This is a genomic window from Methylocaldum szegediense (assembly GCF_949769195.1).
Classification (GTDB): domain Bacteria; phylum Pseudomonadota; class Gammaproteobacteria; order Methylococcales; family Methylococcaceae; genus Methylocaldum; species Methylocaldum szegediense.
Genome location: NZ_OX458333.1, coordinates 2630064 through 2652394, shown reverse-complemented (window position 1 = coordinate 2652394; position 22331 = coordinate 2630064). Strand labels below are relative to the sequence as shown.

Here is a 22331-nt window from a genome sequence, read left to right as displayed (position 1 = left end):
AAACAAGGAGGCGGCCGAGCGCCACTTTTTGTACGGAAAATCGGCCCCTGCGGCACAGGAACAATTAGGCCGCTGATCCCGCCGACATTTCAACCGCCGCATCGATGTCGACAGCGACGATGCGGGACACGCCGGGTTCTTTCATGGTGACACCGGCCAAATGCTGGGCGATTTCCATCGTCGCTTTGTTATGCGAAATGAAAAGGAATTGTACCTTTTCGGACATTTCTTTGACCAATTGACTAAACCGACCGACATTGGCGTCGTCCAGCGGAGCATCCACTTCGTCGAGCAGGCAAAACGGCGCTGGGTTCAGTTCGAAGATGGCGAACACCAGGGCGACCGCCGTGAGCGCCTTTTCGCCTCCCGAAAGGAGGTGGATCGAGGTGTTGCGCTTGCCGGGAGGCCGCGCCATGATGCTGACGCCGGTTTCCAGCAGATCACGCTCGGTGAGGTCCAGGGATGCCTGGCCTCCGCCGAACAGTTTGGGAAACATTCGCTGTAGGCCCGCGTTAATCCGGTCGAAGGTATCCTTGAAACGAGCCCGGCATTCCCTGTCGATCTTTTCGATGGCTTCTCTCAAGGTAGCCAGCGAGTCGGTCAGATCTTGGTGCTGTTGATCGAGAAACTTCATGCGTTCCGCCTGGGCTTGGTATTCTTCCATTGCGGTCAGATTGACGGCGCCCAGCCTGACGATTTCTTCTCCGAGCTCGGTGACACGTTTCTGCCAGATCTTTTCGTCTGCGTCTTCGGGCAATCCGGCCAAAACCGCCTCCGGCTCCGCGCCCAGTTCGTCGAATTGTTCCTGCACGGTCTGCCGACGCACCTCGTTGGCCTGAAGCGCGAGCTTGGTCTGATCGAGGCGCTGTTTGAGATCGTCCAAGGCCCTTTGGTTGTGGATGCGGGATTCGTCGATGCGGCGCATCTCGGTCTCCAATTCGCCGGCGCGCTTGCGCAAATCCGACAGCGTCCGCTCCACCTCGACGCGCTGTTCCTGTAGTTCTTCCAATCGGGCTTGTTCGTCTTCGACCGGCATCTCGGCCTCGCTCATCTGCGCGCTGACGGTTTCGAGCCTTCCCAGGGACTGCTCGTACTGCTGCTGCGCCCGCTCCAGATGTTTTCGGGTCAGGCCTTCGGCGGATTTCAGGGTTTCGAGCCGAGTTTTGAGTTGGTGTACACACTCGCGCGCCAATTTCAGAGCGGCATCGGCCTTACTGAGATTGGTTTCCAGCTCGTCCCTTCGGGCGGCGTAGTCGGCCACTTTCGGTTCCAAATCGGCAAGCCGCTCTTCGGCCTCCAGCAAGGCGGTCTTAGCTTCGGCGGTTTCTTCGACGGTCTGGGACTGATGCTCTTCCAGATCGTCCAACTCGTATTCGAGCTGCCGGAGACGCTTTGTGGCCTGTTCGCAGCGCGCCGTGGCGGCGCTCAAGTCGGCCTTGAGACGAGCTTGTTCGACGCTCAAGGAACGCTCCTCGGTTTGCATTCGCTCGTACTCGTGTTCGGCGTCTTTTACGGCTTGATCGGCCTGAGCGAGGTCTTGTTCCAGCAACCGGTTTTTTTCCAGCAGGCTATCGCGTCGCGCTTTGAGTTCCCGCAACTCGCGCTCCCGCTTGATCATTCCGGCCTTGCCGTCTTCGGGTTTTTGGATCGCCAGCCAGCCTCGGCCTATGCGGATTCCGTCCGGTGTCACGACCGATTCGTGATCCGCTAGCTTTTCGCTCAGCGTTTTGGCGGACGCCAGATCTTGGGCGCAGTACACGGTACCGAGCAGCGGAGCGAGCTCCCAAGGCGATTGCACCTGGCCGATAAGTTTCTGCTCGGCCGGTGTTTTGCTCGCATTAGGGGAGCGGGTTTCGAAAAAGCTTAGCGATTCGCCGGGCAGGCCGCTCAAATGTGGCCAATAATCTGCCGAACTCTCGACGCAAAGGGCTTCGAGATAACTGCCGAGGACGCTTTCCACCGCCGTTTCCCAGCCGGGGCGAACCTCCAGGTATTCGGCCAGGCGCCCAGCCCCGTCAAGGCCGCGTTCTGCCAACCAGGACTTAAGTGCGGCGCGGTCCTTGCCCATCGCGTGCTGCTGCAGCGTTTCGAGCGAACTGATCTTGCCCTGGAGGGCGTGCAACTCCGCGCGGTTGGCGTTCAGTTCGTCGTGGCAGGACTTGGCCCTTTGGCGTTCGTGACGGATTCGATCGGTCAGGATTTGGAGCTGCTCGTGCAGCGCCGCGCGTTCGGCTTCGAGTTCCGCGAGAGCCTGCTGCAGCCCTTCGAGCCCCTCGGCTTGCAGCGTGTCTTCGAGTTCATCGCGCTCGCGCTCCAGCCGCTCCCGTCGGGACTGGAGTTGGCGCTCTTGTTGCTCCAGTTGCTTAAGTCGCGTTTTCTGGATCTCGGCTTGGCTTTTGTAGCGATTGATCTCGCCGCTTAAGGATTCGAACGCCTGACGCAGGTTCTTAAGCGCCCTGTCTGCGTCATCCCGGTATTGGATCGCTTCGGTTTCGGCGGACAAGGCTTGTTCGAGTTCGAGTTCGACTGCCGCGAGCTCTTCACGTATGGCCTCGAGCTGATGTCTATCGTTTTCCAGGTCATGAAGGGCTTGCTCTTTCTCGTTATGGAGCCGGGTTTGTTCCAGACGCAGCGTCTCGCGCGTCTTTTGGGCGTGCTTGATCGTCTGGTCGAGACGGCTGATTTCAGCGCCCAGCTCGTAATAGCGCCCTTGATGCTCGGCAATCTGATGTTGCAGCGCTTCATGCCGCTCCCGGTGCTGGTCCAGGGACTCGCTCAGGCTATTGCCCTCGCTGACCAACTGTTTGAACAATTGTTCGGCGGCGGCCAGGGACTTCCGATATTCATTCAGGCGCTCGTCGTAATTGCGCCAGCGGATCGCCAGCAGTTGCTCCTTGTAACGCCGTTCCTCCTGCTTGAGAGCCGAATATTTTTCCGCTTTTTTTGCCTGACGCCGGAGATTCTCCAATTGTTTCGCTACCTCGTCGCGCAAATCCTGCAGCCGATCGAGATTTTCCTGGGTATGGCGCATGCGGAGTTCGGTCTCGTGGCGTCGTTCCTTGTACTTCGAGATGCCCGCGGCTTCTTCGATGATCTCGCGCAGTTCGTCTGGTTTAGCTTCGACCAGCCGGGAGATGGTGCCTTGCTCGATGATGGCGTAGCTGCGCGAGCCGAGGCCGGTGCCGAGGAAAAGGTCGGTGATGTCCTTGCGGCGGCAGCGGGTGCCGTTCAAAAGGTAAGTCGACTGTCCATCCCGTGTGACCTGGCGCTTAATGGAGATTTCGCGGTATTTGGCGAACTCGCCGGGCGCCTTGCCTTCGCTGTTGTCGAAGATCAGTTCCACCGAGGCGAGCCCCACCGGCTTGCGCGTGCTGGAGCCGTTGAAGATGACGTCGGCCATCGTATCGCCGCGAAGATGCTTGGCCGAGGATTCGCCCATCACCCAGCGTACGGCGTCGATGATGTTGGATTTGCCGCAGCCGTTCGGCCCGACGATGCCCACGAGATTGCCGGGGAGCGGAATCGATGTGGGATCGACGAAGGACTTGAAGCCCGCGAGTTTGATCTTCTCCAGCCGCATTAGAGGGTTCAGACGAGTTTCGCTGTTCGGGACGGCATCGGAAAAAACGCGATGGGTGCGATGGCGGGCAAGTCCGTTGATCTGGTCTGTAATGGAACCGGGCGCTATTATAAACGACTAAGTCCATCGGCGGGATTTCGTAAGGTATTGACGTTCCGCCGTTCCGCAGCAAGGTTCATCCCCGAAACTCTTGACCGTTCCCATGCCATCCGCACCTAGCAAAGACCTCGAAACCTTCGATAATCCGCATCCCGGCCGCGATTACACGATCCGCATCGAGATACCGGAATTCACCTGCCTGTGCCCCAAGACCGGACAGCCGGATTTCGCCACCATTCTGATCGAGTACGTGCCGAAGCAATCCTGCGTGGAGCTCAAATCACTCAAGCTATACATCTGGTCTTTCCGCGAGGAGGGCGCCTTCCATGAAGCGGTGACCAACCGCATTCTCGACGACCTGGTCAGAGCCTGCGCGCCTAACTTCATGCGGGTGACCGCCCGTTTCAACGTCCGTGGCGGAATCTACACTACGGTCGTGGCCGAGCACCGCGATCACGCCTGGGAGCCGCCGTCCTTGGTGAATCTTCCTTGATGGCAGGATGTTGAATTTCCTTCTATCAGAAGGACCGGTCCGTGCGGAACCGACAACCTCTATCGGCGTGTATTCGTGCGCGCTCGATCTGCGCGGATTAAGAACATGGTGCAGCGAACCGGTTGGGGCGCATCGGCGGTTCCAGCGTCCGAAGCGTGAAAGATAACTACGGTAGATTCGACCAGCCCCGATACCTCGGGCTTTTTCAAAACCCGGATCCAAATGATCAAGTCCACAGGTTTCGTATGAGTTCCCCAGCTAGCGAACACAGCGAAGACGATAAGACGGTGGCGGTGCGCCGCTGTCCGAAATGCGGTCACCCGGCCCCGTTAGACGAGCTGGTTCGCGCCGGATGTCGTTGCCCGGCCTGTAACTTCGAAATGGCTTATCTGGACATCACCGTCAGCGGTAGCGTCCGCGGTATTTTGGGCTGGGTGAGGCGGGAAGGCGAAGTCATTCAGGATCGCTATCGGATCGCTTCGGTTCTGGGCAGGGGCGGCTTCGGTACGACCTACCTGGTGCAGGATTTGCTGCTCAATGGCAAACGGCGGGCGCTCAAAGAAATTCCGGAGCCTTTGTTCGACGAGGCGGAAGCCGCGCTGCTTAGTCGGCTTCATCATCCTTCCATCCCGGATATCATCGATCGCGCGGTAGTAAACGGCATGGTTTACCTGGTGCTCGAGTTCGGCGGCACGCGCACGTTGGGTTCGGAGCGCAAGCGCTTGGGTGGGCGCATCCCCTTGCCGACGCTGATTCCGTTGGCGCATCAGCTGTGCAAGGTATTGAGCTTTCTCCACGCGCAAAACCCGCCGATCATTCATCGCGATCTGAAACCGGACAACATTCTGCTGGACGATCAGGACCACGTCATGCTGATCGACTTCGGCATCGCCAAGTTCGATAACCCCGATGAAGCGACACGTACATTGGGGCGAGCGGTATCCTTCGGTTTCAGCGCGCCGGAGCAAATCACGGGCGCCGGGACCAACCAACGCTCAGATATTTACTCGCTAGGCGCCACGATTTATTTCCTGCTCACCGGCGTTCATCCGCCGGCCATCAATGCACAGTTGGCAGGCAAAAAACTCGAACCTTTGTCGAAGTTTCTGCCAGAGGTGCCGCCGGCTCTGGATAAAGCCGTCCTCCGCGCATTAGAACTCAACCCGGAGCGCCGCCAGCAGTCTGTCAGCGAATTCGCCCAAGTATTCGAAGAGCTGGAAAGGACCGTTCCGAGGCGCACCGCCTCATCCGGTGCCAGTCAGCAGAATTTTCTGAAACGGAACCTGGTGGCACTTGCCGCAATTCTGCTCGTGATAGCGGTACTGGGCGGCGGTGCGATTTTTCTTTGGCTTCAGGAACCGGCTCCCAGGCCGGAGTTGAAATCTCAGGCGGCTGAACCCGAGGCGCCGGCCACGGCAGAGGTGCCGACGGATCAAGCGCCCGCGATAACGCAGCCTATCCCGGAAACACAAGCTTTGCCGGTCACACCTCCTGTCTCGACGTCCCCGGACGCCGAACCCCCGGACGAAACGCCAGCAACGCTCCCGCCGACGCCGGAGGAACAGACTCCACCGATCACGACACCGCCGACCACCGGAACTCAGGAACCCGCACGGTCGGACGAAACGCCGACGCTACCGCCCGGTATAACACCGGACACTGTCGCACCAAAGCGAGAAATCAATCACACAAGCGAAGAGGTCGTCCCAACTTCGAAAGAGCGCTCAGGTCGCGAGACCTTGCCGCCTCCGCGTGAGCGACCCAAGCCCCCCGTGAAACCGAAAGCGAAATCGGCTAGCATCAAGCCGCCCCAGGAGGCATCCCGACGACCCGCCGAGAAACCCAAGGCTCCGGCGTCAGAGCCCGATTGGAGCGGTGCCATGAGATACGAAGGGGCCCGCCAGACGACGCCTTAGAGCCTAGTTCGATACACCGTTCGCTCTAAGCCCGGTCGAAGGGTTTTCGGGACCTGACGGGATCGGCCCTCAGCCAGGTCTGTCCGCCATGGGGTACTCCGATAGGGCATTTGCCTCGACCCAATCGAAGGCCGACGAAAGTCCAAAGGGGGAGTGACTGACGCGTTCGATCGATGGGTGTTGGCCGCCGTGTTGATGGCGGTAATTCAAATCCCTTGGGGGTATTCGGGCTATGATTACTGACGCATAAATCAAGGAAATGAACATGAATACAAGATCGAAAACACTGAGTATCACGCTCTGCGCCGCTCTCGCGGCGGGCTGTGCCAACCAGGGGGCAAACGGCCAGCTCCTCGGATCGCTTGCGGGCGCTGTGGTTGGAGCGGCCAGCGGTGCAGCGATCGGGGGCAATTGGAAAGGCGCCTTGGTGGGAGCTGCCGCGGGAGCGGCTTTGGGGTGGGCGACCGCGAAGCTCGTGGAATACAATTCGACCCAGGTGCGTACGGAGGCTGACGAGCGCCAGATTTATGGGATCTCCGAAAGGGTCGCGAGTCCCCTGGTCAAGGTGCGGAAGGGCTCCAGTTCACCCTCTCAGATCAGAGCGGGCGAGCAGGTTCGTGTGGTTACCGATTACTCGCTCATGCTGCCCCAGGGTATGACGCAGGCGGAGGTCAGCGAAAGCTGGGTACTCAAGAAAGACGGCAAGGTGCTTTCGGAAATTCCCCCGCAACATGTCCAGCGAAGTGGCGGGGGCTGGGAAGCGGCCGCCAGCATCGCCATTCCGAGCAATGCCCACCCGGGCACCTACGTGGTGGAGCACAAGGTGCAAACCGGCACCAGCTACGACACCGACGAATCCGTTTTCATCATCACTCCGAGCTGACCGGCGCTTCGGGCGTGTATGAGTAAGCGATGGCAATGCACGGCTGTCGTTGCCGTGCTGTTCGCCTGTGCCTGCGCGGCACAAGCCTATGGGCCGTGTTTAAGCGAGCAATCTCGGTCCCGGGAAACGGCTCGGCAGATCGATCGTGAATGGCCGCAACGCCCGAGCAACGACGAACTTTCCCGCTACATTCAGTCCCTGGGCGAGCGCCTGGGACGCACTTCGCTGACCGGGCGTTCCATTTCTTGGCGGTTTATCGTACTGCGTGACCGTTCGCCGTATGCCTTTTCCATCGGCTCCGGTTTCGTTTACATCGCCGATGGTGCGCTCAGCTTTGCCCGAAACGAATCCGACCTGGCCGCGATTCTGGCGCATGAAATCGGCCATCAGCTCGCCGGCCATTTTTGCGAGCTGGATCCGCCTCGCTACGGGAGCGATGATCCCTCGACCGTTCGTCGAGACCGGGTAGGAACACTGGTACAGGTCATCGACCTTAGAAAAGAATTGGAGGCCGACCAGTATGCGGTCGATATTCTGCGGGATGCCGGATTCGATCCGCACGCCATGCTTGGCGTCGCCGAGCGTCTACCGGCGCATGCCGGTTCCGGTTTGGCGCAGCCGGAGAACGAGCGCGTGCTTGCCCTCCAAAATCGATTGAGACATTTTCGCTTGGCTGGACCTGGCGTCCAGGATTCATACGAATTTCGGCGGCTCAAAGAGCAGATTAGAGAGTAATAGTGCTTCGTTGCTGAACCCGCACCACACTCTTGACAGTATGTGCTCACAAAGGTATCAAGGCCCAACGTGGGGGCGAGGCGCTCCATGTAGGTCAGATCTCTTTGGGACATACATTAAGGACAGTCACAGTGGCGAGACAAGCGTTCTACGAGACCTTGAATCAACCTTCAGAGTGGACTCTTCGTAAAGTCTCGGAGCGGCGGGCACAGCCGGATGGGCTGGAGGAAGCGGGCCGATGGTAGTCGTGACCCAAAAATCGCGTCCGATCGAAGTCGTGAGCCCTTTGGGAAAGGACGTCCTGCTGTTCCATCGCATGGCCGGCCGGGAGCGGCTCGGCGGGCTGTTCGAGTACGAACTTGATCTCTTGAGTACCAATTCCGCGCTCGCACCGGACGGAATCCTCGGTCAAAGCCTTACCGTCAAGCTACGTCTGCCGGACGACAGTCAGCGTTACTTCAACGGCTTCGTCAGCCGTTTCGGTCACTACGGTTCCCTGGGCGAGTATGCCTATTACCGCGCTAGCGTCAGGCCCTGGCTATGGTTTCTGACCCGCACGACCAACTGCCGGATTTTTCAGGAGAAGACCGTTCCTGAGATCATCAAGCAAGTCTTTCGCGACAAAGGCTTTTGGGATTTCGAGGAGCGACTGAGCGACGCTTATCCCACTCGAGAGTATTGCGTGCAGTATCGCGAGTCGGACTTCAACTTCGTCAGCCGGCTCATGGAGGAGGAAGGGATCTACTACTTCTTCGAGCACCAGGAAGGCAAACATACCTTGGTTCTCGGGGACTCCGTCACCGCACACAAGGCGACCAGGGGATACGAGGAAATCCCATTCATCGAGCCGGGCAATATCGAGCGACGCAAGCGCGATCACATCTACGAGTGGTCGTTCGCACAGGAAGTGCAGCCAGTGAACTACGTGCTCACCGACTTTGACTTTGAGAATCCGAACGCCGATCTTAAAGTGAAAGCCGCGGTTGCGCGCAACCACGCTCACGCCGAATACGAGTGTTACGATTACCCCGGCAAATATAAGGAGGCCGGGCGTGGCGAGAATTATGTCCGCCGCCGCATCGAAGAGTTGCAGGCTCAGTTCGAACAGGTAGAGGGTAAGGCCAATGCCCGGGGTCTTACCACGGGCGCATTATTCACGCTCATCGAGCATCCGCGCCGGGATCAAGAGCGCGAGTATTTGGTGACCTCAGCGTCCTATCAGCTTCAGTCGGATGATTACTTCACCGTCGCGGGCGGATCGACGGGTGACATCTATCGTTGCACCTTCACCGCCATCGCCAGCGAACACCCTTACCGTTCCCCGCGCGTCACGCCAAAGCCAATCGTTCAGGGCCCACAGACCGCGATCGTGACCGGTAAAGCGGGAGAAGAAATCTGGACGGACGAGCATGGCCGGGTCAAGGTTCAATTCCATTGGGACCGGGAGGGCAAGCGGGACGAGAACAGTTCCTGTTGGGTTCGTGTTTCTCACCCCTGGGCGGGCAAGGGCTGGGGTGCGGTCTCAATCCCGCGCATCGGCCAGGAAGTGATCGTCGACTTTCTGGAAGGCGACCCTGACCGGCCCATCATCACCGGCCGAGTCTACAACGGCGAGGCCATGCCGCCTTATCCGTTGCCTGGAGCGGCTGTGATCAGTGGTATCAAATCCAATACCCACAAGGGGCAAGGCTACAACGAGATTTCCATGGACGATACGGCGGGAAAGGAACAGGTGACGATTCATGCTCAATACGACATGAATACTACGGTGGAGCACGATCAAATCACTGCCGTCAAGAACAACCGTACGACGACGGTAACGGTGGACGATACCCTGACCGTGGACGCCAACCGTACTATGCACATCAAGGGACAGTTGTCCGAAACCGTCGATGCGGGGCATCTGCTTACGGTAAAAGGCGGACTGACCGAGGATATCACCGATGGCCGAACGATCACCGTAACCGGCCCCATCGACCAGAGTTCGACGTCGACTACCGATCTGCATGCAGTCGGCGCCGGCACCTACACGTCCGATACGTCGCTGCGCTTCGCCGTGGCGGGTTCGATGATAGAGATAACGCCGCAGGCGATCACCATTAGCATGGGGGCCTCGACCATCAAGATCGATCCGACCGGCGTTTCCATCACCGCGCCGAAAATTTCCCTCAACGGCTAGGGCAAGCGCTATGGCCCTGAATTCGGTCGAACGTCGTCTCGCCTATTTATGTGGTGAGTGGGTCAGGTTCCGCGAGAACAAGACGGCGCGCCTGTTGATCTGGCAAGTGCCGGAAAACGCCTTCCGCCTGATGGAAGCGTTCGTTGAAGCTCAAAAATCCGAGTCGGATTACACATCCGGCGACCTGTTCATTCTGTTCAAGACGCCTTACGAACACTCCTTGCAATATTCTAGAGCCCTGAAGGAAGCTTTGCGGGCTCAATACGACGCCAGCCGCGAGGGGTTGATGGCGGAGGGATTGCCGGTTGATTGGAATTTCGATCCAGCGGCGTCGCCCGGCACGACGGCGGCTTTCGTAGCTGCCTTGCGGTCGTTCGGATCGAAATACCATCGTTCGATAGGCCATCTGGTCAGTGTACTAATGCCTATCGCGATAAGCGACGAAACGGCCTTTGCCGACTGGGTGCTGCGCGCCCTCGCACTCGATTTGCCAGAGCGCATGCGCATATTGTTGATCGAATCCCTGGAACACCCCCGATTTCAGCGCTTGCTCGACGCCGACCATCCGCGTATCGTGCTGAGCCGGCCACAAGTGGACGGGCTTACGGTCGCGCAGGAGACGTTCGCTCAGGAATCGATCCAGGGGCCGGCCGGCGTGTTTCGGAATCAGCTGATCGGGCTGATGGCTCTGACTGAAAAGGGCACGGCCGATCAGGTGAAAGCCAAGGCCAAGGATGCGCTGGCCTACGTGCGCCGGCAGCAATGGCTCGATCAGGAAGTGGTCGTGCGCATGCTGGTGGCCGGTGCCTTGCTGAAGGAGAACCGACACGACGAGGCGGCGCAAGTTTACTGTGGCGCTCGGCAAGTCGCGCAGAGAGTCGCGGAGCAGAATCATCCCGCCGGCAACAAACTAGTCCTGCAGACCTGGTTCGGCGAAGCGGGCGCGCATTTGGCAAAAGGCGATGCCGAAACGGCGGGGCATTGCTATGACCAGGCAGCCGTCCTCGCGCAACGAGACCGTAACGTAATCCTCGGCATCGAAGCGTTCCGCATGGGGGCCTATTGCCGGGCTCGCACCGGTGACATCGACGGGGCCCTGGAACGAGGACGTTGCGCTTACGCGCTGGGAGAACAGCTCAAACCCGAGGTGCGTGGTATGACCACCTTGCCGCTGACGGGGATCGACCTGCTGAGGGCGCTCGATCCAGAGCGGGTGGGGCACATGGAACGGGTAAAAGCGGAGTTGCAAGTGCGCTCGAGCTTGGCGCGCAAAGCTTTGGAAGAGCGAGCGCAAACCGTTGGAGAGACGACGACAGCGGAAGCCGAGAGCGCCATCGAACAGGCTTACCTCACCGCAATCGACGATATCAAGGCCGAGTCGGAAGCCCGCCTCGATCGCCTCGTCGCCGGAGCCGACGAGACATTCCGGTCGCTGTTCGCCCGCAGCCGTGAGCTGTTGGGAAACGACTGGCCTTTGTTCAGCGAACTCGGGTTGATGGCGCCCGCGGCAGAACAGCAGGTTAAAGCCGCATGATGCCGGCAGCCAAGCACGGCGATCCCCAGCTCGGGGTGGATATCCACCTCTGCACGACGCCGGTACCGACTCCGCTGCCGACCCCCCATATCTCCGTCGTCTTCGACCCTTTCGACTACATCCCCATCATCGGCGCGACCGTGACCGTGTGCGGCATGAAGCGCGCCACCGCCGGCACCGCCGGCATGGTCGTGCACATTCCGCCGGGGTTTCCGTTTGCGCCGAAATTTCCGGACACCGACGACGAGCTGTTCATGGGCAGCTCGACAGTGATCGCCGACGGTGATCCGTTCTCTTACATTTCCCTGCCGGTCTTGGGCTGCCAGGTCGCCGGCATGGTCAGCCCGTTCCGGCTGCGGAAAAAGGGCGGCCCGAGGATCATGGTGTTGCCCACGACCTTCAACCTGGCGATCCCGACCACCGTGTTCGTCGGCGGCCCCCCGACCATCTCGATGATGGGGCTCGCGTTCAAGGCTGGTTTCGCGGCCCTGGGCAAGCTGGCCAAGTCCGGGGTGTTCAAGCGGTTCCGGCAAAAGCTGTTCAAGAACATGAAGCCCGGCTTTCTCAAATGCACGGTCTTGCGCGCCGAGCCGGTCAACATCCTGAACGGCGAAGTTTCCGTCGAGCAACAGGACTTCGAATTGCCGGGCCGCATTCCCCTGCGCTGGGTGCGAAGCTACGGCTCGTCCGGCGACTTTGTCGGACTGTGCGGCATCGGTTGGCAGACCCCAGCCGATATTCGGCTCGAATACGACAGCACGGACGGCAGCGTGCTGATGCACGGACCCGAAGTCGGGCCGATCGCTTTCGAGCGGCTGCCGGCCGCGGTGGGCGAGCAGGGCGCCGAGCTCGAGCTGATGGACGGCGCGCGGCTGATCGATACCGGCGACGAATATCGGGTCACCACCAAGGACGACCGCATCTATCATTTCCCCAAATCGCTGGCCCGCCGTGATCCTAGGGGGCGGCTGTGCTGGCCGATCGGACGCCTCTCGGACCGCTGCGGAAACGCCCTCGACTTCGAGTACCGCGGCGGCCGGATTGTTGCTATCAACGAATCGGCGGGCCGGCGTCTCACGCTCACCCTCGAAAACGACCGCCTGACGGCGGTGACACTCCACGATCCCGCGAGCAGGACCGAACACACTTATGTCCGCTACCAATACGACGAGGCGGGAGACCTGGTCGCCGTCATCGACCCGCTGGGCGAGCCCTATCGCTTCGCCTACGACGCCCATCGCATGGTTCGTCACACCGACCGCAACGGTCTGTCTTTCCATTACGCCTATGAGCAGGCTCCGGACGGGAGTTGGCGGGTCATCCATGCCTGGGGCGACGGCGGGTTATACGATTACCGCTTCGACTACTCGGACCTCCTTAACGAACGCCGCATCACCGATTCGCTGGGGCAAGTCACGTTGATCAAGCTGGACGAGCGCGGTTTACCGATCAACGAGACCGACCCTTTGGGCGGCATGACCATCTACGAATATGACGACGCCGGCCGCACCACGGCGGTGGTGGACCCGGATGGCCACCGCACCGAATACACTTACGACGAGCGCGGCAACCTCCTCAAACTCACGCGCCCCGACGGCCATGCGATCACCACCGAGTTTGACGAGAACGACAAGACCGTTCGCATCACCGACCCCAATGGCGGCGTTTGGCAGCAAGCCTGGGACCGGCGCGGCCTATTGATTGAGCAGAAAACGCCGCTCGGCCATGTCTCGCGCTACGAGTACGACGCCCACGGGCAACTCGTTGCCTACACCAACCCGCGCGGTGCGCGTACCGAGCTTCGCTTCGACGCATTTGGGAATCTTATTGGGATCAAGGATGCTCTGGGCCATGTCACGCGTTTCGCTTACGATCCCTTGGGTAACCTCATCGGCGAGCTCGACCCGCTCGGGCGCAAGACGCTCTATCGCTATGACGCTAAGGGGCGGCTCACGGCGGTCCGTCTGCCGTCCGGTGCGACGGTGCACTGCGGCTACGATGCCGAGGACAATCTGACCCGCTATGTGGACGAAAACGGCGCGGAAACCCGGCTCGAGTACTTCGGCCAGGGCGAGATCGCCAAGCGTATCCAGCCCGACGGCCATACCGTTCAGTACCACTACGATACCGAAGAACGGCTGATCGGCGTCACTAACCAGCGTGGCGAGACCTACCGGCTCGAGCGCGACGCCCTCGGGCGCATCATCGAGGAAGTGGACTATTGGGGCCAGTCGCGGCGTTACGACTACACGCTGGCGGGGCATCTTCGGCGCAGCGTCGACCCGCTCGGCCGCGCGATTCACTATCGCACCGACCCGCTCGGCCGCATTGTCGAAAAGGCGCTCCCGGACCCGGACGGCGGCGATAAACCCTGGATCGAACGCTTCGCCTACGATGCCAATGGCAACCTGATCGGCTGCGCCAATCCGCACATCCGTATCGAACGCCGGTTCGATCCCGACGGCCGCCTGATCGAGGAAAAGCAAGGCGAAACGTTCACCCTTCGCAATGCCTATGACGAGGTCGGCAACCGGATCGCCCGCCACACCGAGTTCAAGCGGGGCGACACGGCGATCGCCCATGCCGTCCGTTACGCCTACGATGCCCTCGACCAGGCGATCGAAATCGCCATCGACGACCACACCCCCATCCAGATCGAACGCGATGCGGCCGGGCAGATCGTCCGTGAGCGACTGAGTCCTCATCTACGCCGCGAGGTCGACTACAGCGCCGATGGCTATCTGACCCGCCAGCGCATCCGCACCGACGCGGAAACCGTCGTCGACCTTGCCTACGACTACGATGCCGCCGGCAACCTGACCGAACGACGCGATGCCCAGTACGGGATCGACCGCTACGTCTACGATCCCGTAGGCCGCATCACCCAGCACCTCGACCCGCACGGCCAGGTCAAGCGCTACCTCAACGACCCCGCGGGGGACCGGCTCAAGACGCGGATCGTCGAGCACGAAGCCGTACAAGTGGGAGCAGCAAAGGCCCAAGGCGAATGGTCCCGGGAAGGCGAGTATGAAGGTGCCTTTTATCGCTTCGACCGTGCCGGCAACCTGATCGAGCGCCACGACCGGCGCGGCGCCCTACACCTTCGGTGGGATGCGAACCAGCGGCTGATCGAAAGCCGGCTCGAAGGCGTCTCCACCCGCTATTGCTACGACCCCCTAGGCCGGCGAATCGAGAAGCGCACCGGCGATAAAGTGACGACCTTCGTCTGGGACGGCGACGCTCTAGTCGGCGATTGGATCGAGGATCCGACCGACCCCGTTGTTTCGGCGAAAGGGATAGCCCGGGAATGGGTGTATTACCCGGAGACCTTCGAGCCCTTAGCACTTCTTGGCGGCCGAAGCGGACCGAATACCCTCCTGCACTATCACAACGACCCCAACGGCTGTCCGATCCGGCTGACCGACTCGAAGGGCGAAGTCCTATGGGCGGCGAGTTATACGGCGTGGGGGCAAATCGCGCGGATGCACGTCGGCGATGTCGACAACCCGATTCGGTTGCAGGGGCAGTATGAGGATGGGGAGACGGGATTTCATTACAACAGGCATCGTTATTACGAGTCCCATTCAGGGCAATTTGCTTCTCAGGATATATTGCGCCTTATAGCAGGCCCAAATACATACCGTTTTGCTCCAAGCACAATCGGATGGATCGACCCCGTTGGCTTAGTGTGCCTGGATAGACGGGTTGGTCGTTTCCGAGACCAGGCAACTGGCCGATTTGTGGCGGCAACACGGGTGCGCGGACATTTTCCTGACTCAGTAACTCCAGGCCAAAGGGTACTCTATCGAGCAGATCCGGTTACCGGGGCGATTACACACTTTCAGGTTTATGATGTTGCAGGATTGCCGCTTAAGCGAGTAGACATCATCGGTGCAGCTCATGGTGGTGTACCAACTCCACACGTTGTTGAGTTTGTCCACAATGTTAATCCTAGAACGGGACAGGTGTTTCCTAGGCCAAACCGTAAGGTAAGACCAGCTGGTCCACAGGATATCTTATGACCAAGCCTAATCTTGATGAACTAGAAGACTTCCAGATCTGGAAAAAAGCAAATCCGGATCTGGACATAACGGGATATGTGTATCACAACCTGGACGCAAGCCTAGCCATTGGATTCAGTCAGCTAATATGGCCAGAATTGGTGACCTTCCGTGGTGGGGTATTTATTGCAGACGCTTTTTCCCCAGCAGTTTTCGACAGTTGGAGTTCGAGCCTAGGTGGAAATTTGACGGAAATCGAACGGGCAATAAATCATGTTCACCTTTGCGACCTAGCCTATTCTTTCAAAATGCTTGGAGCAGAGAATCTCGAGTACTTGGCAACCGTAATTTCAAGTTGTTGGCGTTGTCGGTTGAAACAGGCATATCCAGATCACGATTTCTGTGTGGAGACCAGTGCCGAGGCAGATGGCATAGATTACACAATTACGTTTTACCATCGCACACGCTGATTCACGCTGATTTAAGAGTCAGATCTTGCAATCCAGCATTCTCGTTCTACACGGCCACGCATAGCACGACCACTCCGCATCGAAATGGCAAGCGGGCTTTATCACGTCATATCGCGCGAGAATCGCCGGTAAGCTATGTTTTGTGACGACCAGGACCGAAGAGATGGGGCGACTCTACTGGGTGAAGTCTGCGCTCGCTTCGACCGGTGTTGCCACGCATATTGTGAGATAACGAATCATGGGTGGAAACGCCGGATGCCAATCTGGCGAACGTGAGGTACTAACCGGCTTTATGCGACGACCGCTTCGACTGCTCCGATCTGTTCAACGAACGCCACCTCACCGTTCACTCAGCCGCGTGACCTTGATCGCGCCCAACAAGCGCGGCAGCCGACCCGCTCGGCCGCATTGTCGAAAAGGTGCTGCCGGACCCGGACGGCGGCGATAAGCCTTGGATCGAAAGCTTCGCTTACGATGCCAACGGCCACCTGATTGGCTGTGCCAATTCGCACATCCGTATCGAACGCCGGTTCGATCTCGACGGCCGCCTGATCGAAGAAAAGCAAGGCGAAACGTTCACCCTCCGCAATACCTATGACGAGGTCGGCAAAACGTATTCGAACCATGATGGAAGACTTGCGAATTCCAGGTCGTCGGCTAAACAGTGACTTAGCCGACCGCCTCCAGCGTTGCTTCGTTCAGCAATTTGCTCCTGAAGTCCTACCTCGGCTTTCACCTCCACTATGGGGGGAGAAATTCGAGAATGCAGAACTGGTTGATTGCGTATATCTCAAAACAGAGGCATTCCAACGGTACAAACATGTTCTCTGCCTTGTGGGACGGCCGTTGCGAAAGCCTGCAAAAAAGTACCAACGAGATATACATATGTGCAGAACTAAGGAGATTGCCGATTTCCTTTGTAGTCTGCACTGGGGTGTCGGCTGCGACTTCTATATCTTTGATGCAAGCTACCGCTGGTTCATCGCAGCGCTGGAGGAACGCATCTATCAGATGAACGAGGACGGCATATACAAGTTACTGTACTACGGCGAACTTGACGCCAATTTGTCGCCGCCAGTGCAAACATGACGCTTGATACCATACGACCCGCACGGGCAGGTCAAGCACTACCTCAACGACCCCGCGGGGAACCGGCTCAAGACGCGGATCGTCGAGCACGAAGCCGCGCAAGCGGGGACGCCGGACGCCCAAGGCGAATGGTCCCGGGAAGGCGAATACGAAGACGTCTTTTATCGCTTCGACCGCGCTGGCAATCTGATTGATCGCCACGACCGGCGCGGCGCCCTACACCTTCGGTGGGATGCGAACCAGCGGCTGATCGAAAGCCGGCTCGAAGGCGTCTCCACGCGCTATCGCTACGACCCCCTGGGGCGGCGAATCGAAAAGCGTAGCGGCGACCAGATCACGGCCTTCGCCTGGGACGGCGACGCCCTGGTTGGCGATTGGATCGAGGACCCAACCGATCCGGTTGTCCCGGCGAAAGGGATGGCCCGGGAATGGGTCTACTACCCGGAGACCTTCGAGCCCCTGGCGCTGCTCGGCGGCCGAAGCGGACCGAACACCCTCCTGCACTACCACAACGACCCCAACGGCTGCCCGATCCGGCTGACCGACTCGAAGGGCGAAGTCCTGTGGGCGGCGAGTTATACAGCGTGGGGGCAAATCGCGCGATTGTACGTCGGCTATGTCGATAACCCGATTCGGTTGCAGGGGCAGTATGAGGATGGGGAGACGGGGTTTCACTATAGTCGACACCGGTATTTCGCGCCGACGATAGGACAGTTCATTTCATCGGATCCGCTTCGTCTCTATGCGGGGCCGAATATCTTCGAGTTTGCTCCTAACGCGAATTCCTGGTCCGATCCCCTAGGATTGGCCTGCGGCCCGGCAGTGACGCGAGACGCCGCAGGACGCTGGAGAGATGCCAGGGGCAGGTTTGCACGTGCGCCTGCGGCCATTACCAACGGTTCGCCTCATCTGTCTGGACACGCTAAGCCTCCATTATCAGGCCAACCGCCGAATTCGATTTATACTCACATGGACCCAAAAACAGGAAACGCTGTTCAGAATGCAATTTACGACGCAAACGGGAATGTTGTCGCGCATGTGGATTTTAAGAACCACGGCCCGGGTGCTCCCTCAGGACATGGTCACGTATTCCCGGTACCAGGCGATCCTTCCTCCGGACATGGAAAGGGAAAACCGCACATTCCGCCTGCGAACATACCCCCTGAGTGGCAGCAGCTACCGAGCGGAGTTAATCCAGCTCGACCAATAGGTACATAGATCATGAATACAATTTGGACGTCCCTTGACGCAGTCCTTTTCCTGGAACGCTTTTATCAATTCTATGACGCCTTAGTATGGAAGATCGACGTGGAGATGGGCTCATCCAGGCAATCTAGATGCGCCAGCATAGTCGTTGGCACGCGCGACCAGTCACAGACTGGAGACTCCGAGTGGGTCAATGTTCGAATGTGTTTTAAAGACGTTTCGGAATTTTGTATCAATGAAGAAGCGAACTCACAAATTCAAGTGCTGAGTGACGGTATCAGAATCGTGCAGTTTGGCCAATCGTTGATTGTCGATTTCGACCCTTATACGGATGTCCCGGAGGGCATTGAAGACATCCGACGTTCACATCTTTATTTCGCCTGTGCATCCATCGGATGGGAGGTTTCGGAATATGATGAACATCCGAACTGAGTTCGAGGCTGACTGACATGAGCGATACGAGGGTAGAGATAGTTTCTTTAGCTAAGTGCGCGAAACACAAGGGTCAGGCCTTACAATCCAGCGCTCCTGTCCTACACAGCCCCGCCTAGCGAGACCACTCCGCAATCGAAATGGCAAGCGGGCTTTATCACGTCATATCGCGCGACAATCGCCGGTAAGCTATGTTTTGTGACGACCAGGACCGAAGAGATTGGGCGACTCTACTGGGTGAAGTCTGCACTCGCTTCAACCAGCGTTGCCACGCATATTGCGAGAAAACAAATCATCGCTAGAAACGCCGGATGCCAATCCGTCGGGAGGAATGCGTCAGCTGAATGGCGTCAATACGCAGCGCTTCAATAGCCGCCATGGGTTGGTCGGCCACCTGTTCCAATGGCGGTTCAAGATCGAAGCGAAGCAACCTTGTTCCATGGAACTGTTGGTCATCGCGTAATGTAAACGGTTGAGCAATGACCCTTTGGCTTCAAAACTCTGAACTCAAGACTATTCAGCAATCGATATCGTAATGTCGCGCATTTGGGTATTCGCCACCTTCACCGTGGTAGTGGTTATCGTAGTCGTCTACGTCACATCGAGTTGTGAAGACTGCGCGAATACGGCCCGCCATTTCATTCGTGAATTGTTCCGCGCACTTCGCTGATGGCGGCAATACTTTGATCTCGGGGTACTACCTGCTGGTGAGTGCGGCTCAGGAGGGTTCCAACGGCCGCCGCAGAACTCGTTCCGCACCGGTCCAGATTCGTTGGCCATAGCCTCGAAGACTGCCGTAACTTAATCGCCGATTTCTTCCCGTAATTCCTCGATCCTGAAGAACGCCGTCGGTAAGCGGCTTGCGCCCGGTTCTCGATTCAGGCCGGATGATACTGATAGAGCCAGGTTTCCGACATTGCCTTGTCCTTGACACGCAGATAGCAGCGCATCTCGACGGGGTCGGTTCCCGCCACGGCCAGGTCGAAATGAGTACGCCAGTGGCCGGCCACGCCGTCCGGTACGGCTTCGATTTCGATCCTTGAGAGTTCCCCGCGCGACACGGTGACGACGGGCTCCGGTTTGGTGCCGAAAGGCAGTTTTGCCAGCGGTTTGCCCATGAATTCGACCGTGAATTTGCGCACGCCCTTGGGACGCGGTTTGCCGGGTTGGCCGCCGTTGCCGAGGCGGGTGGCGACGCAGCGGGCGAGCGAGGTCGGGTAGGGTTCATCCGCCAGCCAGTGGAGTCGGTAGCGGAGATGATAGGACTTGCCCGCCGTGGCCGGTTCGCGAGGTACCCACATTGCGACGATGTTGTCGTGTATCTCGTCGTCCGTGGGAATTTCCGTGAGTTGTACCGTGCCTTCGCCCCAGTCGCCGAGGGGTTCGATCCAGGCCGAGGGGCGGAGGTGGTAACGTACACCGTCCTGGTAATGATCGAACACCCGGTCGCGTTGCAGCAGTCCGAAACCTTTGGGCGATTTGTCGACAAAACTGGATACCGTGATGCGGGAAGGATTGTTGAGTGGCCGCCAGATGTGCTCGCCGGTACCGGTCCATAAGGCAAGGCCGTCGGAGTCGTGAACTTCGGGGCGCCAGTCGACTGCGGCGGGCTTGACGGTTTCGGAAAACCAGTACATGGACGTTAGCGGCGCCAGGCCTAAGCGATCGATATCCTTGCGTAGGAACAGCTCCGCCTCGATGTCCATAATGACGCCTTTGGTCCTCTTGATGGAGAAACGGTAGGCGCCGCTCAGGCTGGGGCCGTCCAGCAAGGCGTAGACGATCAAGGGATCGTCAGCTTTGCGCGCACCTTCGAACCAGAACGAGACGAAGTCCGGAAATTCTTCCGGATTGGACATACCCGGATTCAGCGCGATGCCGCGCGCGGAAAGGCCGACTTGGCCGAGCTCTCCGATCGCGCGGAAATACGAGGCGCCGAGAAAGGTAACGCAGGGCTCGCGCGTCTTCCAGTCCGGTTTCTTGAAGCGGTTTTCATGCACCCAGAACCCGGCGAAGGCCGAGGGATTCGCCGGAAGGGCGCTGGCTATGTGGTCCGGTCCGATGGTGAAGAGGTTGGGATCGTACTGGATCTCACGCGCCATGCCTTTTTCGACAACATTCATGCTCACGGTCTTGGGGAAAAACATCCCGACATGCTGGAATGTGACCGGGTAGCTGCTGCCGCCATCTGCCCAAAGGGCGGCGTCCTTGCGGTATTGCAGTTTGCCGTGCGCGTCGTAGTCGATTTGCTTGACGATCTCGGGATCGGGCTGCGGCGGTGCGACGTAGTCATGGGACGCCCGTTCGCGTGCGAGCGCCTTCAAGATTTCGAACGAGAACGGGACCGGCGCGCCCAGTTTCAAAGTGGTCTTGCGGGCGGCGAAACTGGTGCCGGTGCGAAGGAATGATAACGCGTTTAAAGCGAGGGTCAGCCGGAGAAAGTTGCGGCGGCTAATGTTCATTATGATCGGTCGTTCTGTAGTTATCGTTCTGAGGGCATCTTGTGAAGGAAATTAACCTGCACCTATCGGGCGACGGCGGAATCGAAGTGTCTCGACGCTGCTTCGAGCCGTTGCGCTAACGCCGATGTTAGACATAAGTGCCGGATAAGAAATCTGCGGTCCAAGAAAAGCTCTGACGTATACGGTGCTTTCTGAACGCCCGGTCAGGGCAAGCGCTCCCATCTTGAGGAGCGATCAGGTCAGTTACGGATGAAGCTGAATCCATGGGACACCGACGGTGCGGGATGGCTTCGGTGAGGCGAAGTGCCGGCGAGTTGATGCCGTGCCGTCCAACTGAAAATCCGGTCAGCCCATAAAGTCCGCCGATCGCCGCAGAATGGAGGCACTCCGAAACAGCTCAAAACTGAGGACGGTGCCCAAGACGGCGGCCCTCATCAGGGGCTTTCCCTTGTTTCGCTCAGGAGCAGTACAGGCCCTTCGGCTTCGCTCAGGACAGGCTCGTCGAACGCTCTTCTGAGCCCAGTCGAAGGGCGTAAACGGAACCCGCTTGTTCAGCGCTTCCTTAAGGGGACGTCTCGCTGTCCGGCGGCGGGGACGGATCGGAGGGTGCGGGCTCCGGTACTGTTGGGTTGGGAGCGGGAGCCGGAGCCGGAGCTGACATCGGAATGTTAGGCTCTTTCGGTGGCGTGCTGGGTTGTTGATCGGATTGCTCACATCCCATCAGCATCAAAGGTAAAGTCAAGATGACGAATCGCAATCGTACTTGCATAAGGACCTCCTTTAGCCTGTCCGGGTGAATGATTCAGGCCTCTCGGCCTGGCTCCATACTCTTACACGCAATGGTCGTGCCATCTCCGGGCGCCTGAGCTGATCACTCGGCGTGCGAGAGCTGAATTCCGCGGCCTCCGCCGGAACGAGTAATCGCAGGGGCCCACGGTTGTTGGCAGGGCAGCCCGACCGGCGGAGCGGCCTTGTTCATGAAAATGACGCCTAGGAACGACGGCCTCTCTCGGCGCACAAACCGGGTGGCGACGTTCATCGTGTCGTAGAACTCGGCCGTCTGGGCAAACGGGGGGTAGATCCTGTCTGTTACCGAATCTGGCGACAGTTGTTCCCGATAGGCCGCTGTACTCGGGGGCGTCGAGGGCTCACACCCTGGGATTGAAGGTAGAAAGTGTGTACTGAATTGTGAAGTCCAACGCAGGTCGAGCGGACAGGGTTGAGGGGGCGGGGATGCCCTGTCGTTTCAGCC

16 protein-coding genes are annotated in these 22331 nt (G+C 59.0%); 13 read left to right on the top strand and 3 right to left on the bottom strand.

Going from position 1 to position 22331, the window contains the following annotated elements:
- Nucleotides 1–64 precede the first annotated feature (64 nt).
- Nucleotides 65–3580: a chromosome segregation protein SMC gene (smc, locus tag QEN43_RS11210; RefSeq protein WP_026611398.1), complete on the bottom strand. Its 3516-nt coding sequence runs from the start codon at nt 3578–3580 to the stop codon at nt 65–67.
- Nucleotides 3581–3782: 202 nt separating this feature from the next.
- On the opposite strand from smc, the gene queF reads away from it, so the two are divergent.
- From queF to QEN43_RS11170, 8 genes are all read left to right on the top strand, one after another.
- On the top strand, nt 3783–4172 hold the full coding sequence (gene queF, locus QEN43_RS11205; protein ID WP_026611399.1) for a preQ(1) synthase: 390 nt from the start codon (nt 3783–3785) through the stop codon (nt 4170–4172).
- Nucleotides 4173–4417: 245 nt separating this feature from the next.
- A complete protein-coding gene (locus tag QEN43_RS11200) occupies nt 4418–6088 on the top strand; it encodes a serine/threonine-protein kinase (protein WP_051331919.1) in 1671 nt (556 codons plus the stop codon).
- A 265-nt stretch (nt 6089–6353) separates the two neighbouring features.
- A complete protein-coding gene (locus QEN43_RS11195) occupies nt 6354–6971 on the top strand; it encodes a glycine zipper domain-containing protein (protein WP_156912856.1) in 618 nt (205 codons plus the stop codon).
- Between the two features lie 18 nt (nt 6972–6989).
- The gene (locus tag QEN43_RS11190) at nt 6990–7706 is read left to right on the top strand and encodes a M48 family metallopeptidase (RefSeq protein WP_317963250.1); all 717 of its coding nucleotides are present in this window, start codon (nt 6990–6992) and stop codon (nt 7704–7706) included.
- 238 nt (nt 7707–7944) lie between these two features.
- The gene (locus QEN43_RS11185; protein WP_317963249.1) at nt 7945–9885 is read left to right on the top strand and encodes a type VI secretion system Vgr family protein; all 1941 of its coding nucleotides are present in this window, start codon (nt 7945–7947) and stop codon (nt 9883–9885) included.
- Nucleotides 9886–9895: 10 nt separating this feature from the next.
- A complete protein-coding gene (locus QEN43_RS11180; RefSeq protein WP_026611402.1) occupies nt 9896–11419 on the top strand; it encodes a hypothetical protein in 1524 nt (507 codons plus the stop codon).
- Complete coding sequence (locus QEN43_RS11175) at nt 11416–15441, top strand: RHS repeat-associated core domain-containing protein (RefSeq protein WP_317963248.1); 4026 nt, start codon at nt 11416–11418, stop codon at nt 15439–15441. The genes QEN43_RS11180 and QEN43_RS11175 overlap by 4 nt, the downstream gene beginning before the upstream one ends.
- Nucleotides 15438–15890: a hypothetical protein gene (locus QEN43_RS11170; RefSeq protein ID WP_026611410.1), complete on the top strand. Its 453-nt coding sequence runs from the start codon at nt 15438–15440 to the stop codon at nt 15888–15890. Before QEN43_RS11175 ends, QEN43_RS11170 begins: the two co-directional genes overlap by 4 nt.
- Nucleotides 15891–16240: 350 nt before the next feature.
- Here QEN43_RS11170 and QEN43_RS11165 read toward each other — a convergent pair whose 3' ends face one another.
- A complete protein-coding gene (locus QEN43_RS11165; protein WP_036269165.1) occupies nt 16241–16516 on the bottom strand; it encodes a hypothetical protein in 276 nt (91 codons plus the stop codon).
- Between the two features lie 259 nt (nt 16517–16775).
- Between QEN43_RS11165 and QEN43_RS11160 the strand changes: the two genes are divergently transcribed.
- The 5 genes from QEN43_RS11160 to QEN43_RS11140 all read left to right on the top strand — a co-directional run bounded on the left by QEN43_RS11160 (nt 16776) and on the right by QEN43_RS11140 (nt 19287).
- A complete protein-coding gene (locus QEN43_RS11160) occupies nt 16776–16979 on the top strand; it encodes a hypothetical protein (RefSeq protein WP_026611412.1) in 204 nt (67 codons plus the stop codon).
- Between the two features lie 3 nt (nt 16980–16982).
- On the top strand, nt 16983–18197 hold the full coding sequence (locus QEN43_RS11155; RefSeq protein ID WP_026611413.1) for an RHS repeat domain-containing protein: 1215 nt from the start codon (nt 16983–16985) through the stop codon (nt 18195–18197).
- Nucleotides 18198–18200: 3 nt separating this feature from the next.
- Nucleotides 18201–18617: a hypothetical protein gene (locus QEN43_RS11150; RefSeq protein WP_156912859.1), complete on the top strand. Its 417-nt coding sequence runs from the start codon at nt 18201–18203 to the stop codon at nt 18615–18617.
- A 331-nt stretch (nt 18618–18948) separates the two neighbouring features.
- Nucleotides 18949–19080: a hypothetical protein gene (locus QEN43_RS11145; RefSeq protein WP_268870502.1), complete on the top strand. Its 132-nt coding sequence runs from the start codon at nt 18949–18951 to the stop codon at nt 19078–19080.
- 72 nt (nt 19081–19152) lie between these two features.
- Nucleotides 19153–19287 (top strand): hypothetical protein, encoded by a 135-nt coding sequence (locus tag QEN43_RS11140; RefSeq protein WP_268870503.1) that lies wholly within the window; start codon nt 19153–19155, stop codon nt 19285–19287.
- 208 nt (nt 19288–19495) lie between these two features.
- Here QEN43_RS11140 and QEN43_RS11135 read toward each other — a convergent pair whose 3' ends face one another.
- Nucleotides 19496–21079 carry a glucan biosynthesis protein gene (locus QEN43_RS11135; protein ID WP_026611415.1) on the bottom strand — a complete coding sequence of 528 codons (1584 nt, stop codon included), beginning with the start codon at nt 21077–21079 and terminating at the stop codon, nt 19496–19498.
- Between the last annotated feature and the right edge of the window lie 1252 nt (nt 21080–22331).